Source organism: Mesorhizobium sp. M0991 (assembly GCF_040318915.1).
Taxonomy (GTDB): domain Bacteria; phylum Pseudomonadota; class Alphaproteobacteria; order Rhizobiales; family Rhizobiaceae; genus Mesorhizobium.
In genome coordinates this window covers 77351-92696 of sequence record NZ_JAMYNE010000016.1, presented here as the reverse complement: position 1 = coordinate 92696, position 15346 = coordinate 77351, and the positions used below count along the sequence as shown (strand labels likewise).

Genomic DNA, 15346 nt, shown 5'->3' with positions numbered 1-15346 from the left:
GGTGAAAATTCCCTTCGGATAGTTCTGCGCATGACCGCCATTTCCGAAAACGAAGCCTTGCCCGAAACCGCGACGGCGGCGCGGCAAGCCCGGCGGGTGGCGCTGATCATCGCCGTCGCCTTCTTCATGCAGCTTCTGGATTCGACCATCATCTCGACCTCGCTGCCGCAGATGGGAGAATCCTTCGGCGTGCCGGCGGTGGCGATGAGTATCGGCATAACCGTCTATATGCTGACCATGGCGGTGTTCGTGCCGCTGTCCGGCTGGCTCGCGGACCGTTTCGGCGCGCGCAACATCTTCCTTGTGGCGATTGCCCTGTTTACGTTGGCCTCGCTCGTTTGCGGCGTCTCGCAGAACCTGGCCGAGTTCGTTGCCGCGCGCGCGGTGCAGGGTCTGGGCAGCGCGCTGATGACGCCGGTCGGCCGCATCCTGGTGCTGCGCAATGCGCCGAAATCCGAGCTTCTCAACGCCACGGCGCTGATCACCTGGCCGGCGCTGTTTGCGCCGGTGGTCGGGCCAGTGCTTGGCGGCTTCATCACCACCTATCTCTCCTGGCACTGGAATTTCTTCATCAACATTCCGCTTGGGCTTGCTGGTTTGGCGCTGGTCGCCCGCTACATTCCCGGCGACCGCGAAGCCGGAGCCAAGCCGCTCGACTGGCCCGGCTTCCTGCTGACCTCGGTGGGGCTCGCCGCGATGCTCTACGGCCTCGAGCGCATCGCACATCCGCAAGAGGGTGTGTTGCCGACCGTGGCACTGCTCGGCACGGGCATTTTGGTCGGCTGGCTTGCGGTGCGGCATCTGCGACGCGCCAACCATCCTCTGCTCGATCTCACAGCTTTCAAGGTGCAGACCTTTGCCATCTCGACGCTGTCGGCCGGCACGATTTTCCGGATCGCCATCAACGCCACGCCATTTCTGCTGCCGCTTTTGTTCCAGGTCGGCTTCGGCCTGAGCCCGGTCGATGCGGGCATGATGATCCTGGCCTATTTTCTCGGTAATCTCGGCATGAAGGCGGTGACGACGCCGACGCTGAGGCGCTTCGGCTTCCGTTCGGTGCTGATCGTCAACGGGGTGATCGCCTCTTTGTCGATCGTGGCCTGCGCGGCGCTTTCGCCGGAGACGCCGCAAGCATTGGTGGTGATGCTGATGCTGATCGCCGGCCTTTCGCGTTCGATGCAGTTCACCGCGCTCAACACGCTGGCTTTCGCCGATGTGGCCTCACAGCAGCGCAGCTCGGCGGCGACGTTGTCCAGCATGCTGCAGCAGGTGGCGATGCTGTTCGGCGTAGCGGTCGCGGCGGCGTTGCTCAACCTGTCGCAGATAGCCAGGGGCGTGGCGGCGCTTGATCTCGTCGACTTCCGCCTTGCCTTCCTGGTGATCGGCGCAATCGGGCTCGTCGCCTCGTTTCGCTTTCTGGCGTTGCCGAAGGCCGCCGGCGCCGAGGTCTCGGGCCATGTTTTGCGGATTTGATGCAGGACCTGCGCGGCGAGCGCGGACATAAATTCTGCCTGCTCCGCTCGCCCTGAAGCGAACCTTCGCCAGCGGTTCGATCAGCGCGATCAATTGCAAAAGTGCTTGAGTTCCAGGCATTGCGCCAGCCTCGCCAATCGGTGCGTCCAACCGCAGAATTTCCTCGCAAGCCGGCCTGCAATGCACGGATTCATTTGACGAATTGGTCTTGAGCCGATTAGCTTTCGTTCCGATGGCCGCAGAGGGAGCAGGGCGTAGCCATCGCGGGTGAAAGCGGGCAATGAACGCGACCGGCTGGCTGAACTGGAGAAGCCTGAACCAGGAGGGCATTGTCTTTGCCATCGCGGTTGTGCTGTTCATTGCCGCCGCGATCGGACTGCCCGGGTTTATCAACTCGAACAATCTCGTTGCCATCGTACGCTCGGTCTCGGTGCTGGGCATATTGGCGCTCGGCATGGCGGTCGTCATAATAGGCAGAGGCATCGACCTGTCGGCGGTGGCGATCATGGCGATGTCGGTCGCCTGGTATCTGCAACTGCTGAATTCGGGAACATCCGACGGGCTGGCCTTCGCCTATGTGCTCGCCGGCGTTCTCGCAATCGGGCTGTTGAACGGAATCCTGGTCGCCTACGCCGAGGTTCCGGCGATCTTCGTGACGCTGGCGACTGCGTCCTTCGTCTTCGGCTATGTGCGTTCACAACTGATCACGCAGGACGCCGTGCCGGTGCCGCCCGGCCATTGGGTCGAGCTTCTGGGCGGGCTGCGCCTCCTCGACATTCCGGTCGAGGTGTTTGTCTTCGCCGGGCTAGCTTTCGCCTTCTTCCTGTTCCTGCGCTACACCAAATGGGGCCGCTACGTCTATTTCGCCGGCGACAACCCGGTCGCCGCGCGCAATATCGGCATTCCAGTGCGCCCGATGCTGGTGCTGCGCTACGTGCTGTCGGCCCTGGTCTCGCTGGTGGCCGGCTTGCTCACTGCGGCCAGCCTGCATTCGATCAACACCCGCATCGTCAATTCCACGCTGCTCTACGACATCGTGCTGGTGGCGGTGATCGGCGGCATCGGTCTGTCGGGCGGGCGGGGCGGGGTGCGCAACGTGCTGGTGGGTGCCGCGTTGATCGGCATCCTGCTCAACGCGATGACCATCATCGACATTCCGCTGCTCTATCAGAACCTGATCAAGGCCGCGATCCTGCTGGCGGCGATCATCGTCGATGGGTTCATCAATCCGCGCGACGAGCAGACCGCGCAGCAAGGCGACATCTAGACTGACGCGAACGGTTGGGGCCGGCCGCGAACGACAACGACCAAACCAGAGGATGTGACATGAAAATCATCAGGACGTTTATGGCCGCCGCGGCAGCGCTTGCCGTCTCCGCCTTCGTGGCGCCAAGCTTCGCCGCCGAAGATCCGGGTCCGGGCGCCTATTCGCAAGCGCTGAAGGGCAAGCGTGTGATGCTGGTGCCGATGGCGATGGGCTTCGACCTGGCACAGGGCTGGGCGCATTACCTGAAGACGGAGGTCGAGGCCTGGGGCGGCGTGTTCGAGACACGTGACCCGAACTGGGTGGTCGATGCCGGCGCGCAGGCGATCACCGACGCAATCTCGTCGGACACCAGGCCGGACGTGCTGATCATCCATTCGCCGGACCTCAACTCCTATGCCAAGCTGATGAAGAAGGCGCAGGCTGCCGGCACCTATGTCCTGCTGGTCGACAATCCGGCGAACTTCCCGGCCGATGCCTTTGTCGGCAGCGACTGGGATCGGCTCGGCCAGCTGGAAGCCGAAGCGGCGATCAAGGGTTGTGGGCCGAATTCTTCCAAGAAGATCGGGCTGGTGCAGGGCGACCAGGCCAACTCGTCGAGCCTCTACCAGTATGCCGGCATCATGAAGGTGCTGGACAAGAACCCCGACTTCAAGGTCGTGGCCAAGCCGGACTCCAACTGGGATGCGACGACCTCGCGCAACGTGACGACGACGATGCTGCAGCAGAACCCCGACATCTGCGCCATTATCGATTTCTGGGACGGCGACGCGACCGGCGCATCTGCTGCGATCCGCGATGCCAAGCTCGAGGGCAAGGTGTTCCTGGTCACCACCGGTGGCGGCGAGAAAACCGCCGACTGCGACAAGCTGCAGGACGGCACCTATGGCGCGGTGGTGATGACCGACCTTGCCCGCCAGTCGGGTGACATGAACGCCGTCATAAAGTTCCTGTTGCAGAGTGGCCAGCCAGCCGGCACCTCGCACACCTACATCTACACGCTGGAGAAGGCGACGACCAAGGCCGACCTCAAGCCGGACAGCTGCTGGGACTTGAAAGCACTGCAAGCCCAAGCTGCGGCCAAGTAAACCGCGGGTCCGTTGCAAGCATCGACGAGGTGGCCGGACCTGGTTCGGCCGCCTCTTTCTCTCTTGAGTGGCAGCAGCAACCGATGTCCTTTCGCGAACGCCTCCAGTCCTGGCGCTACAATCTCGTGCCCGACCATCTCGTCGGCGAGATACTGAGCAAACGCTGGACCGACAATGCCATTCCGTTCCTGGCGCTGGTGGCGACGCTCGGCGTGTTCGGTTCGATCATCCCCGGCTTCTTCAAGCCGATGTCGCTGCAGGAATCGACCCGCCAGCTCGGCGAGTTCTCGCTGGTCGTCACCGGCATGACGGTGGTCATGCTTGGCGGCGGCATCGACCTTTCGGTCGGCTCGATCTTCGCGCTGTCCTGCTTTTCCGCCGTGTTCGTCTTTTTCATCCTCGAACAATCGGTATGGCTGGCGCTGGCCGCCTCGATCGCCACCGGGCTGCTGTTCGGCGCGATCAATGGCTATCTGATCGGCTATTTCAGGCTGCGCGCTTTCCTGACGACACTGGTCACCTTCATCTTCGGGCGGGCGCTGTTCGACATATTGGTCACCACCTATGCCGCCGACGTCCAGCTTTCCGATGCCACATCGGATGTGCTGGACTTCATCGGCGACGATACCTTCTGGGGCCTCTCGGTTGCGGTGTGGGCGGCGATAATCCTGGCCGTCATTACCCATGTCGCGCTGACGCGCTCGCGGCCCGGCTGGCATGTGCAGGCGGTGGGCGGGTCGCGGCGATCGGCTCACAATGCCGGCATCCGCGTGCGCCGCACCGTCTTCATGACCTATGTGTTCTCCGGCTTCTGCGCCTCGCTCGGCGGCTTCCTCATCGCCTGCCGGCTGAGCGGGGCAGGGCCGGGCACAGGCCTCAACCTCGAGGTCATGGCACTGACAGCGGCGGTCGTCGGCGGCGTCAGCTTGGGCGGCGGCCGCGGCTCGGTGATCAAGGGGCTGATGGGCGCGATCATCGTGCTGACCATGACCAACGGGCTGATCCGGCTGGGCTATGGCACCGGCACCAACCAGATGGTGCTGGGTATCATGCTGGCCGTCGCCGTCACCATCGACATTCGCTGGCTGAAGAACCGCCACAAGGTTCTGGACGAGGTCTATGTCGCACCGGTTTATTTGAAGATGGGCGCAACGCAGTCGGCCGCACCGGGCTTGGGCACCCCTTACGAACTCGACAACCGGCTATCTGAGGCCGACCATATCGGGCTCGGCGAGCTGGAAGGGCCGGAAGACGTCATCCTCGACCGCGACGACCATCTCTATTGCGGCACGAGGCATGGCGAGATCGTCCGTTTCTTCGCGCCGGACTACAAACGCTCGGAGGTCTTTGCCCATATAGGCGGCTTTCCGCTCGGCCTGGCCTTTGACAAAACAGGCAATCTGATCAGCTGCGTCGGCGCCATGGGCCTCTATTCGGTCTCGCCGGACCGGGAGGTGAGGCGGCTCTCGGCGGAAACGTCGCGCTCCTGGACTTCGATCGTCGACGATGCGCGGCTACGCGATCCCAATGACTGTGACATCGCGCCGGACGGCCGCATCTACTTCACCGATTCCACCAAGCGCTATGACGCGCACGATTGGGCGCTGGACTCGATCGAGAACCGCGCCACCGGGCGGCTGCTCGTCTATGACCCAAAGGACGGTTCGACCAAGACATTGCTCGACGGCTACCGCTATACCAACGGCGTGTGCATGGCGCATGACGGCAAGTCGCTGTTCTTCGCCGAAAGCTGGGCCTGCCGCGTGCACCGCTACTGGCTGGAAGGGCCGAAATCAGGCACCGCCGAATGCGTCATCCGCGACATGCCGGGCTACCCCGACAACATCAACCGTGCCTCCGACGGCAACTACTGGATGGCCTGGCTCGGCATGCGCACGCCGAGCTTCGACCTGTCGCTGCGGCATCCCGACATGCGCAAGCGCATGACGCGGCGGCTGCCGCAGGACGAATGGCTGTTCCCCAACATCAACACCGGCGGTGTGGTGAAATTCAACGAGAAGGGCGGCATCGTCGAAGCGATGGGCGACCTGTCTGGCGCCGCGCATCCGATGGTGACTTCGATGCGCGAGCACAAGGGTTTTCTGTTCGTCGGCGGTATCCTCAACAACCGGATCGGCCGCTACCGGATTGCCGGCGCGGACCCGAACTGGACCAGCCCTGCTTCCTATTGGGGAGCGAAGCCATGATGCTGGATCCTATCCTCGACATCTTTCGCGGCAAGGCGGTGACCATCCCGCCGCTGGACGGTGCCTTCAGGCCGAATACGCTGCTGGACGATGCTCCGGCTTTTGCTGAACTGCCGGAGCCTGACAATCTGCTGATCGCTGGCGGCCGGCTGCTGGCCTCCAGCGGCAATGCCGTCTACGCGGTCACCGCCGGCGCCGTGCCAACGATGGTCGAGACATTTCCGGCCGCAGTCACCGCGCTCGCGCGCTCGCCCGCCGGCGAACTGACGGTCGGGCTCGAAAGCGGCAGGTTGTTGATTGCAGGCAAGGAGGCCGCCCTACCGGCCGGGATCCGCTGCATAACAGCACTCGCCTACGCAGAAGATGGCACGCTTTGGCTGGCCAATGGCTCGGCCGAACACGCGCCCTCGCAATGGGCCGCCGATCTGATGAAGAAGGGTGCGTCGGGTTCGCTGTGGAAGCGCGATCCGGCAGGCAGCGAATTCCGCAAGGTCGCCGGTGATATCGCCTTTCCCTATGGGCTGCATCCAACCGGCAAGGATGTGTTGGTCAGCGAGAGCTGGCGGCACCAACTTGTCCGCTTCGACGGCGCGACAGGCAGCCACTCGACGGTGCTGGCGCATCTGCCCGGCTATCCCTCGCGCCTGTCGACTGCCGCCGAAGGTGGCGCCTGGCTGACGTTGTTTGCGCCCCGCAACCGGCTGATCGAATTCGTGCTGCAGGAAACGCACTATCGGAACGACATGCTGGCGCAAGTGCCGCCGCAGCACTGGATCGCGCCGGCGCTCGCCTCCAACCGCAGCTTCCTCGAGCCGCTGCAATGTGGCGGCATCCGCACCATGGGCATCCACAAGCCATGGTCGCCGAGCCGCTCCTACGGGCTGGTGGTCAGGCTCGATCGGGAGATGCGGCCGCAGTATAGCCTGCACAGCCGCGCCAACGGCACGCGTCATGGCATTTGCAGCGTGGCGGAGAAAGACAGTCGCCTGTTCATTGCCTCGAAAGGCGGCGATTGCCTGCTGGCCGTCGATCTGGCACCAAAAGGGCATCGCTGATGGAACCGATCGTCCGCCTGGAGAACGTGACCAAGACCTATCGCGGCGTGCCCGCGGTGAAGAATGTCAGCTTCGAGCTGCGCAAGGGCGAGATCCACGCGCTGCTCGGCGAGAATGGCGCGGGGAAATCGACGCTGACCAAGATCATCGCCGGCGTCGTCGATGCGACATCGGGAAAGATGTTCCACAAGGGGCAGGAGATCGCCTACGCCTCGCCGCACGCTGCCCTTGAAGCCGGCATCGCCATGGTGTTCCAGGAGACCAGCCTGGTGCCGTCGATGACGGTGGCGCAGAACCTCTATCTCGGCACCGAGAGCTTTCTCAACCGGCTGCGCGGCACCTACATCTCGGCGCAGCAGTTCCTGCAGTCGTTGAACTTTCCGGTCGACCCGAACGCCATGGTGGCGACGCTGGGCGCGGCCAAGCGGCAGATGGTCGAGATCGCTCGCGCCGTCCACCACAATGCCGAGATCATCATCTTCGACGAGCCGACGGCGACGCTGACGCCGGAGGAAAAGCGGCACTTCTTCGCACTGATCCGCCGGCTCAAGGCAAGGGGTGTGTCGATCGTCTTCATCAGCCATGCGCTCGAAGAGGCGCTCGATATCGCCGACCGCATCACCATCCTGCGCGACGGCGAACTGGTGATCACCGACGATACCGCCGCTTTCGATCGCGACAGGATCGTCGCCGCCATGGTCGGGCGCACGCTGTCGGGGCAGCTCTATAGCCAGCGCGACGAGGCCAGGCTGCGCAGGGCCGGCAAGAAGGTACTGTCGGTGCAGGACATCTCGATGAGCAATGTCGTGCGCAACAATTCCTTCTCGATCTTCGAGGGCCAGATCACCGGCGTCTTCGGGCTGATCGGTTCGGGCCGCACCGAGACGTTCAAGATCGTCTCCGGCATCTACAAGCGCGACTTCCTGCGCGGCGGCACCGTCGAGCTGGACGACCGGCCGGTGCGCTACCTCGTGCCCAGCGAGGCGGTGGCGGACGGCATCGTCTATGTCACCGAAGACCGCAAGAGCGAGGGGATTTTCGAGACGATGGACGTTGCCGAGAACCTGTTCGGCGGCTTCCTGGCGGCTGGACGGGAAAAGGGCTGGGTGATCAATGCGCAAGAGATGCGGGCGCTGTCGGCCGAATGGACGAAGACGCTGAACGTCAAGGCGATCAACGACAATGCCCGGGTGGTCGAACTTTCCGGAGGCAATCAGCAGAAGGTGGTGATTGGCAAGGGGCTGGTGCAGAAACCGCGCATCGTCATCTTCGACGAGCCGACGCGCGGCGTCGATGTCGGCGCGATCGCCGAAATCCACCAGATCATCAACCGGCTGGCCGACGAGGGCCTGGCCGTCGTCGTCATCTCGTCCTACCTGCCGGAGATCATGAACCTGTCCGACCGCATCCTGGTCTGCCGGCAAGGCCGCATCGTCGAGGAGTTCTCGCCGGCCGAGGCGACGGAGGAGAAGATCATGTATGCGGCGGTTCACTAGGGCGATGCGTACTTCGACAATTGGCCGTGTCGCCAGTCCATTCGTCATCCTGGGGCGAAGCAAGGAGCGCAGCGACGCGGCGCAGACCCCAGGATCCATGCCGCGACCACAGAGCGCGGCCGCGGTGCGGAATTCTGCTCCGCTGCACCCTTCGGCTGAGGTCACGGCATGGATCCCAGGGTCTCCGCGACGTCGCTTCGCTCCTGCTCCGCCCAGGGATGACGATGTTGAGGGGCTGTGCATGTCCAAGGTTCTGGGCCGGCCCGCAAAAACTGAATCACCCGAGCAAGTTAGCCGCATTCGCTACCAAGCCGATTCAACGACCTCTCTCATCGATTCAAACAAAAGGAGCCTGCCCATGGCCACCACAAGACTGCTGACCGATGCCGAGGTCGAGGCGATTCCCGCCGTGAAGGCCGTGTTCGACGACATCCGCGCGACGCGCAAATCCGACTTCGTCAACAATTTCTGGCGCGGGCTGGCCAATGATCCGGTCTCGCTGAAGCGGGTGTGGGAGCAGCTCAAGGCGGTGATGGTCGCTGACAGCGCCATCGACCCGCTGACCAAGGAGATGATCTACATCGCCGTCTCCACAGCCAATGGCTGCTCCTATTGCGTCCACTCGCACACCGCGGCAGCGCGGGCCAAAGGCATGACCGACGCGCAGCATGGCGAGCTGGTGTCGATCATCGGACTGGCGGGGCAGACCAACCAGATGGTCACGGCGATGCAGATCCCGGTCGATCCGGAGTTCGAGGTGAGGTGAGGGGCGGGGCGCCTTCCCTTCTCCCACAGGGGAGAAGGGATGCGCTACGCCGGCCGATATACCTTCTCCGCCGTGTTCCAGAAGATATCCGCCTCTGCAGCCGCGCCGTGCTTCGCCACCGCTTCCCGGTGCGCCCTGATCAGCTCGACGTGGCTGGTCCACAGCTTCTCGATCGGGAAGTTCGAGCCGAACATCAAATGGTCGCTGCCGAGGATGTCGATGGCGGCGTCGACGATATAGCTGATCAGCGCCGGGTCGTTGCGGTGGACGAAGGTGCCGAGGCCGGACAGCTTTGCATAGAGGTTTGGTGCCGCTGACAGCGTGCGCAGGCCGGTCTTCCACGCCTCGGTGGTCTCCGGTTCCATGTCGGTCAGCATGCCGGCATGGGTGAGAACGAAATTCGTCTCGGGGTTCTCGCCGACAAGCGTCAGCCCATCCTTCATCTGGGCGGGGAAAAGCTGCAGGTCGAAGGACAGGCCGTAATCCTTCAGCCGGGCGACATTGGCCCGCACCTTCGGATCGATGACCTGATCGGCCGAGGCGGCGAAGCGGAAGGCCGGCGTTTGGTGCCAGTGCAGCTGCATACGCACGCCGCGCAACAGCGGATATTTTTTCAGCCGGTCGATCTGGGGACGCACATCGTCCACCGTCATGTCGGCATAGCCGACGATGGCGTGCGGCCAACCGGTTTCTTCCGCGGTCTTCTGCAGGAAAGCGACCTCTTTTTCGAAATCTTCCTTGGCCCAGTTGGTCTGGACATAGACCGCCTTCTCGACGCCCGAGCCTTGCTGGTCCGCGAGGAATTCCTCGATCGGATAATCGCGGCGGATCGGCTCGTAAGGGCCAAAGATGCGTGGCACCATCGGTCCGACGAGCCAGGGCTGGTCCTTTTGGCGCCAGATGTGGAAATGCGCGTCGATCGCCTTCCGCATCACAAAACCCTTTTCCAGATTGCCGCGGCCGCCGGAGCTGGGCGGGCGAGCGACAGGATGAACTCGCTGAGACCGGCGATAGAGGAGCCATCGACCAGATCGTCGAGCACCGGCAGGATGGCGCGGAGCGCTGCCGTGACCGGGCGGAAGCGTGGATCGCCGGCCAGCGGCGTCGCCAGCGAAAGCCGAAAGGCGCGGGCGCTCAGCCGGCGCATCGCCATTTCCAGCTCGGCATGGTCGCCGCGCTCCAGCGCGTCCGACAGGATGACGATCGCCGCCCCGCGTGCAAAGGCGGAGAAGCGCGGCACCGATAGAAACGCGAGCAGCGTCGGCCCCATGCGGGTTCCGCCGTCCCAGTCGTCGACCTGGGCAGCGGCGCGGGCCAGCGCCTGGTCGCGGTCGCGAATGCGCAGCGCCGAGGTGATACGGGTCAGCCGTGTGCCGAAGGTGAAGACCTCCGCCCGGTCGGCGCCTTGCACCGCCGCATGCGCCAGCTTGAGATAGTCCGATGTGTAGAGCTTCATCGAGCCGGACACGTCGATCAGGATGAGAAGCTTGCGCGGTACTGTCTGCCGCCGGCGCAGCAGCGGCGAGGGGATATCGCCGTCGGCACTGACGATTTCGCGCAGCGAGCGGCGCAGGTCGAGCTTGCCGCGCGCATGCGTGAGCACGGTGCGGAAGGAGCGGCGGGCGGGCAAAGCGGTGGCGAGCTTGCGGCGGAAGGCGGCAAGCCCGTCGCTATCGCGGCTGAATTCGCGGACGCTCAACTGTTCGCTGGCCGAAGACAGTTCGCCGCCTTGCTCCTGGCGGACCACTTCGCTCTCTTCATCATTAGTGCCGCCGTCATCCTTGATGCGGGTTTGCTCGTCGCTGTCGCCTTCGACCACGGCAGCAGTGCTGCCATAGAAATGGCTCTGAAAATGCGCCTCGAATTCGTCGCGGCGGTCGGGCGGCGGCGCCAGCGTAGCGAGGGCCGCTTCGCGGATGTCGCTCATCGAGCGCGGGCCGAGCAGCGTCACCGCCTGCATGAAACCGGACACCTGCTCGGGCGCCACCGCAAAGCCGTAGCGGCGCAGCAGCCGGCCGAAGCCGAGCAAGGGTGCTGCGGCGCGGGGCAAGCTCTCCTCTCCCCGTTCACGGGGAGAGGATGCCGGCAGGCAGGTGAGGGGCGGCGTCGACGTTCGCGGTTGACGCTGCCCCTCATCCGCCCCTTTGGGGCACCTTCTCCCCGTGAACGGGGAGAAGGGGTCATTGAAGTCGCGCGTCACGCCAGCGCCTCCTCGACAATCTTTCCGAGCTCGGGCGCGATGCAGGAAAGGTCCTCCTCGTCCTTGATCAGCACGCCGATGGCGCGGCGAAACGCTTCCGGCCACGGGCTGCCGCCCTTTTCGAGGATGGTCGCGGCGTTGGCCCATTCGACTGCCTCGGCGATGCCTGGCGGCTTGGCCAGCGGACGCGCGCGGATGTCGCGCACGGCGGAAGCCACGGCGCGCGCCGTGGCCTCGGCGACGTCGCCGGCGCGCAGCATGATGATCTCGGCCTCGCGCTCGGCGCCGGGATAGCTGATCCAGTGGTAGACGCAGCGCCGCCGCAGCGCTTCGGCAAGCTCACGGGTGCGGTTCGAGGTCAGGATGACGATCGGCTGCGCCGTCGCGCGAATGGTGCCGCGCTCGGGAATGCTGATCTGGAAATCGGACAGGAATTCCAAGAGCAGCGCTTCGAATTCATGGTCGGAACGGTCGATCTCGTCGACCAGCAGCACGCGTTTTTCCGGCGCCTTAAGCACCTGCAGCAGCGGCCGCGCGATCAGAAAGCGGTCGTCATAGATGTCGACCTCATGCTCGCCGGCATGGCGGATGGCGAGCAGCTGGCGCTGGTAGTTCCATTCGTAGAGCGCATGTGCTGCGTCGATGCCCTCGTAGCATTGCAGCCGCACCAGGTCGCGCCCGAGTACGTCGGCAATCGCCTTCGCCGCTTCGGTCTTGCCGACGCCGGGCGCGCCTTCGAGCAGCAGCGGCTTACCCAGCCGGATCGCCAGGAAGATGGCGGTGGCCAGGCTTTCATCGGCGAGATAGCGGGAGGCGGCGAGGCGCGACGCCACCGCCTCCGGCGAGGTCGCGACTGTCTCGGCTCTTCTCTTGAGCATTTTCAGCACTCAGTTCGGGGCTTGCGCTTTCAGCGCCCGCAGGATGCGCTCCGGCGTGATCGGCAGCGTGTCGATGCGCACGCCGACGGCGTCGAAGACGGCATTGGCGACCGCCGGGATTTGCGGGTTGGCGCACATTTCGCCTGGCCCCTTGGCGCCATAGGGCCCGTCGGCCGACGGCCGTTCCAGCACGATGATCTCGGTTTGCGCAAGATCGCCCGGTCCCGGCATCAGGTACTGGTTGAAGTCGGTGCCGCCATGATCGCGATTGGGATAATAGGGTTCGGTCGTCTCGTAGAGCGCATGACTGATGCCCATCCACGAGCCGCCGACCAGTTGCTGTTCGACCATTTTCGGATTCAGCGCGCGGCCGATCTCAAAAACGTTCTTCACGGTCAGCACGGTGACTTCGCCGGTCTCATCATCGACCTCGACCTCCGCCACCGTGCAGGCATGGGCATAACAGGTCGACGGCTTCATCGCGCCGGTCTCTTTTTCGGGGTACGAGCGGGGGATGAGGAACATGCCGCGGCCGGAAATCGAGCGGCCGCGCTTGAAATGCGCTGACAGCGCGACATCGAAGATTGAGATCGATCTCTGCGGCGCGCCCTTGACCAGGATGTTACCCTGGCCGTCGGTCTCGAGGTCCGAGGCATTCACTTCCAGCTCCTCGGCCGCCACTTCCAGCATCACCTGGCGGGCTTCCCTGGCCGCCTGGATGACGGCGTTGCCGGCGCGGTGCGTGCCGCGCGAGGCGAAGGTGCCCATGCAGTGCGGGCCGGTGTCGGTGTCGGCGGTGTCGACGACGACGCGGTCGGTCGGCACGCCGATCGTCTCGGCGCAGATCTGCGCCATGATCTGCTTCATGCCCTGGCCGAGATCGACTGATGACAGCGTCACCATGAAATTGCCGGTCGGTGTCGAATGCACCAGCGCCTGCGTCGGGTCGCCGCCGAGGTTCATGCCGGTCGGATAATTGATTGCGGCGACGCCGCGTCCGCGCCTGATCGCCATCTCAAGCTCCCTTCGTGTAGGACGACATGGAGAGGTACTTTTCCGCCACCGGCCAGTTGGCGGCGCGCGAGGCTTCCTGCATGCACTCGATCAGCGCAGCGCCTTCGGTCGGCTGGCGATGCGCCTTCATATCGCCGTCGCGGTAGGCGTTGATGAAGCGGAACTCGAGCGGGTCCATGCCGATCAGCCGGGCGAGCTTGTCCATCTGCACCTCAAGCGCGAAATCGCCAATGGTCACGCCGAAGCCGCGCATGGCGGAGGAGGGCGTGCGGTTGGTGTAGACGCAGTAGGTGTCGATCCAGACATTCGGGATCGTGTAAGGGCCGGGATAGTGGCCGGCGCCCTTCTGTGCGCCATAGGGTGAGTGGCGCGAATAGGCGCCGGCATCGGTATAGCCGGTGACCTTGCGCGCGACGATGCGGCCGTCCTTCATGACGCCGTCCTTGATGACGACCTTTTCCGCTGCGCGCGGCGAGGAGATCTGCATCTCCTCCTCGCGGCTGTAGATGAAGGAGACCGGACGCCCGGTCAGCTTGGCGCCGAGGATGGCGATCGGCTCGACGATGACGTCGACCTTGCCGCCAAAACCGCCGCCGACAGTGCCGCCGACGAAATGCAGCTTGTTGCCTGGCACCTGCAGGATGATCGAGGCATTGTCGAGGGTGAAGAACATCGCCTGCGTGTTGGTGTAGCAGGTGAAGCGGTCGTTGCCCTCTGGCGCGACGATGCAGCCGGTCGTCTCGGTCGGCGCGTGTTCAATCGGCGAGGATTGGTAGGTCTGTTCGAGCACGTGGTCGGCCCCGGCGAAACCGGCCTCGATATCGCCGAAGCGCACCTTGCGGCATTCGCCGCTGTCATAGAGGTAATAATTCTGGCCGTGATATTCGTTCACTATCGGTGCACCGGGCTTCAGCGCTTCCTCCATGTCGAAGACGGCCGGCAGCACCTCGTAATCGACTTTGACCTTGGCCGCCGCTTCCTGCGCGGCACGTTCGGTCTCGGCTAGCACCGCAACCACGGCTTCGCCCTTCCAGCGCACCTTGCCGTCGGCAAGCACCGTCTCGTCTTCCGGCCCGATCTGGATCAGGATCAGGATGGTGTAGACATTGTGCGGCACATCCTTGGCGGTCAGGATTTTCACCACGCCCGGGTGCTTCTCGGCCGCTGATATGTCGATGCTGCGGATGCGGGCATGGTGGTGCGGGCTGCGCACCATCTTCAGGTGCAGCATGCCGGGAAAATTGCGGTCGGCGAAATAGGCGGTCTTGCCGGTGACATGACCGGGTGAATCGGAGCGCGGCCGGGGCTGGCCGATCTCGTGGAGATCGTCCTTGCGCTGGTCGGCGAAATAGCTCTTGCGGAGTTCCATCTCTTTTACTCCCCTCAAGCCGCGTGCTGCGAATTGGACCGTGCGGCAGTCAGCACCGCCTGGATGATCGGCTCGTAGCCGGTGCAGCGGCAGATGTTGCCCGACAGCGCCTCGACCACCTCGTCACGGCTGGGGTTCGGCGTGTGGTCGAGCAGCACCTTGGCGGCCATGATCATACCCGGCGTGCAGAAACCGCATTGCGTGGCGAAAGCGTCGAGGAAAGCGCGTTGCAGCGGATGCAGCACGCCGCCTACCGAAAGCCCTGACGTTGTGGTGATAGTCGCACCGTTGCAGGCCTCTGCCAGCGTCAGGCAGGAGAGCCGGAGTTCGCCATCGATGACGACCGAGCAGGCGCCGCAGGTGCCTTGATGGCAGCCGCCCTTCGGCGAGGTGTCGCCGATCTTGTCGCGCAGCGCATGAAGCAGCGTCGTGCCGCTGTCGATGAATTCGGCCTTTTCGGCACCATTGAGCGTGAACTGAACCGGGACCATTGCCATCTTTTTACTCCTTGCGCCGCGGCCAGGCGGACATCCGCG

13 protein-coding genes are annotated in these 15346 nt (G+C 64.2%); 7 read left to right on the top strand and 6 right to left on the bottom strand.

What is annotated here, in order from left to right; genetic code table 11:
• Positions 1-30: 30 nt before the first annotated feature.
• The 7 genes from NKH70_RS22455 to NKH70_RS22425 all read left to right on the top strand — a co-directional run bounded on the left by NKH70_RS22455 (position 31) and on the right by NKH70_RS22425 (position 9349).
• Positions 31-1473, top strand: coding sequence for a DHA2 family efflux MFS transporter permease subunit (locus tag NKH70_RS22455; RefSeq protein ID WP_352912673.1), 1443 nt, complete (start codon positions 31-33; stop codon positions 1471-1473).
• A 280-nt stretch (positions 1474-1753) separates the two neighbouring features.
• Positions 1754-2740, top strand: coding sequence for an ABC transporter permease (locus tag NKH70_RS22450; RefSeq protein WP_352716998.1), 987 nt, complete (start codon positions 1754-1756; stop codon positions 2738-2740).
• 59 nt (positions 2741-2799) lie between these two features.
• Positions 2800-3825: a sugar ABC transporter substrate-binding protein gene (locus NKH70_RS22445; protein WP_023721271.1), complete on the top strand. Its 1026-nt coding sequence runs from the start codon at positions 2800-2802 to the stop codon at positions 3823-3825.
• An 83-nt stretch (positions 3826-3908) separates the two neighbouring features.
• Positions 3909-6032 (top strand): ABC transporter permease, encoded by a 2124-nt coding sequence (locus NKH70_RS22440; RefSeq protein ID WP_352912674.1) that lies wholly within the window; start codon positions 3909-3911, stop codon positions 6030-6032.
• A complete protein-coding gene (locus NKH70_RS22435; RefSeq protein WP_352912675.1) occupies positions 6029-7087 on the top strand; it encodes an SMP-30/gluconolactonase/LRE family protein in 1059 nt (352 codons plus the stop codon). The genes NKH70_RS22440 and NKH70_RS22435 overlap by 4 nt, the downstream gene beginning before the upstream one ends.
• Entirely contained in the window at positions 7087-8583 is a 1497-nt protein-coding gene (locus NKH70_RS22430; RefSeq protein ID WP_352978853.1) for a sugar ABC transporter ATP-binding protein, read from the top strand. Before NKH70_RS22435 ends, NKH70_RS22430 begins: the two co-directional genes overlap by 1 nt.
• A 358-nt stretch (positions 8584-8941) precedes the next feature.
• Positions 8942-9349, top strand: coding sequence for a carboxymuconolactone decarboxylase family protein (locus NKH70_RS22425; protein ID WP_352465276.1), 408 nt, complete (start codon positions 8942-8944; stop codon positions 9347-9349).
• Between the two features lie 44 nt (positions 9350-9393).
• Here the strand turns inward: NKH70_RS22425 and NKH70_RS22420 are convergent, their stop codons facing one another.
• The 6 genes from NKH70_RS22420 to NKH70_RS22395 form a co-directional block, all read right to left on the bottom strand.
• The gene (locus NKH70_RS22420) at positions 9394-10281 is read right to left on the bottom strand and encodes an amidohydrolase family protein (RefSeq protein ID WP_352912677.1); all 888 of its coding nucleotides are present in this window, start codon (positions 10279-10281) and stop codon (positions 9394-9396) included.
• Complete coding sequence (locus tag NKH70_RS22415; protein ID WP_352978849.1) at positions 10281-11399, bottom strand: vWA domain-containing protein; 1119 nt, start codon at positions 11397-11399, stop codon at positions 10281-10283. Before NKH70_RS22415 ends, NKH70_RS22420 begins: the two co-directional genes overlap by 1 nt.
• 146 nt (positions 11400-11545) lie before the next feature.
• Positions 11546-12427, bottom strand: a complete 882-nt coding sequence (locus tag NKH70_RS22410) for an AAA family ATPase (protein ID WP_352912679.1) — start codon at positions 12425-12427, stop codon at positions 11546-11548.
• Between the two features lie 9 nt (positions 12428-12436).
• A complete protein-coding gene (locus tag NKH70_RS22405; RefSeq protein ID WP_352912680.1) occupies positions 12437-13441 on the bottom strand; it encodes a xanthine dehydrogenase family protein molybdopterin-binding subunit in 1005 nt (334 codons plus the stop codon).
• Position 13442: 1 nt separating this feature from the next.
• Positions 13443-14810, bottom strand: a complete 1368-nt coding sequence (locus tag NKH70_RS22400) for a xanthine dehydrogenase family protein molybdopterin-binding subunit (protein WP_352716985.1) — start codon at positions 14808-14810, stop codon at positions 13443-13445.
• Between the two features lie 14 nt (positions 14811-14824).
• Positions 14825-15307 (bottom strand): (2Fe-2S)-binding protein, encoded by a 483-nt coding sequence (locus NKH70_RS22395; RefSeq protein WP_352716983.1) that lies wholly within the window; start codon positions 15305-15307, stop codon positions 14825-14827.
• Between the last annotated feature and the right edge of the window lie 39 nt (positions 15308-15346).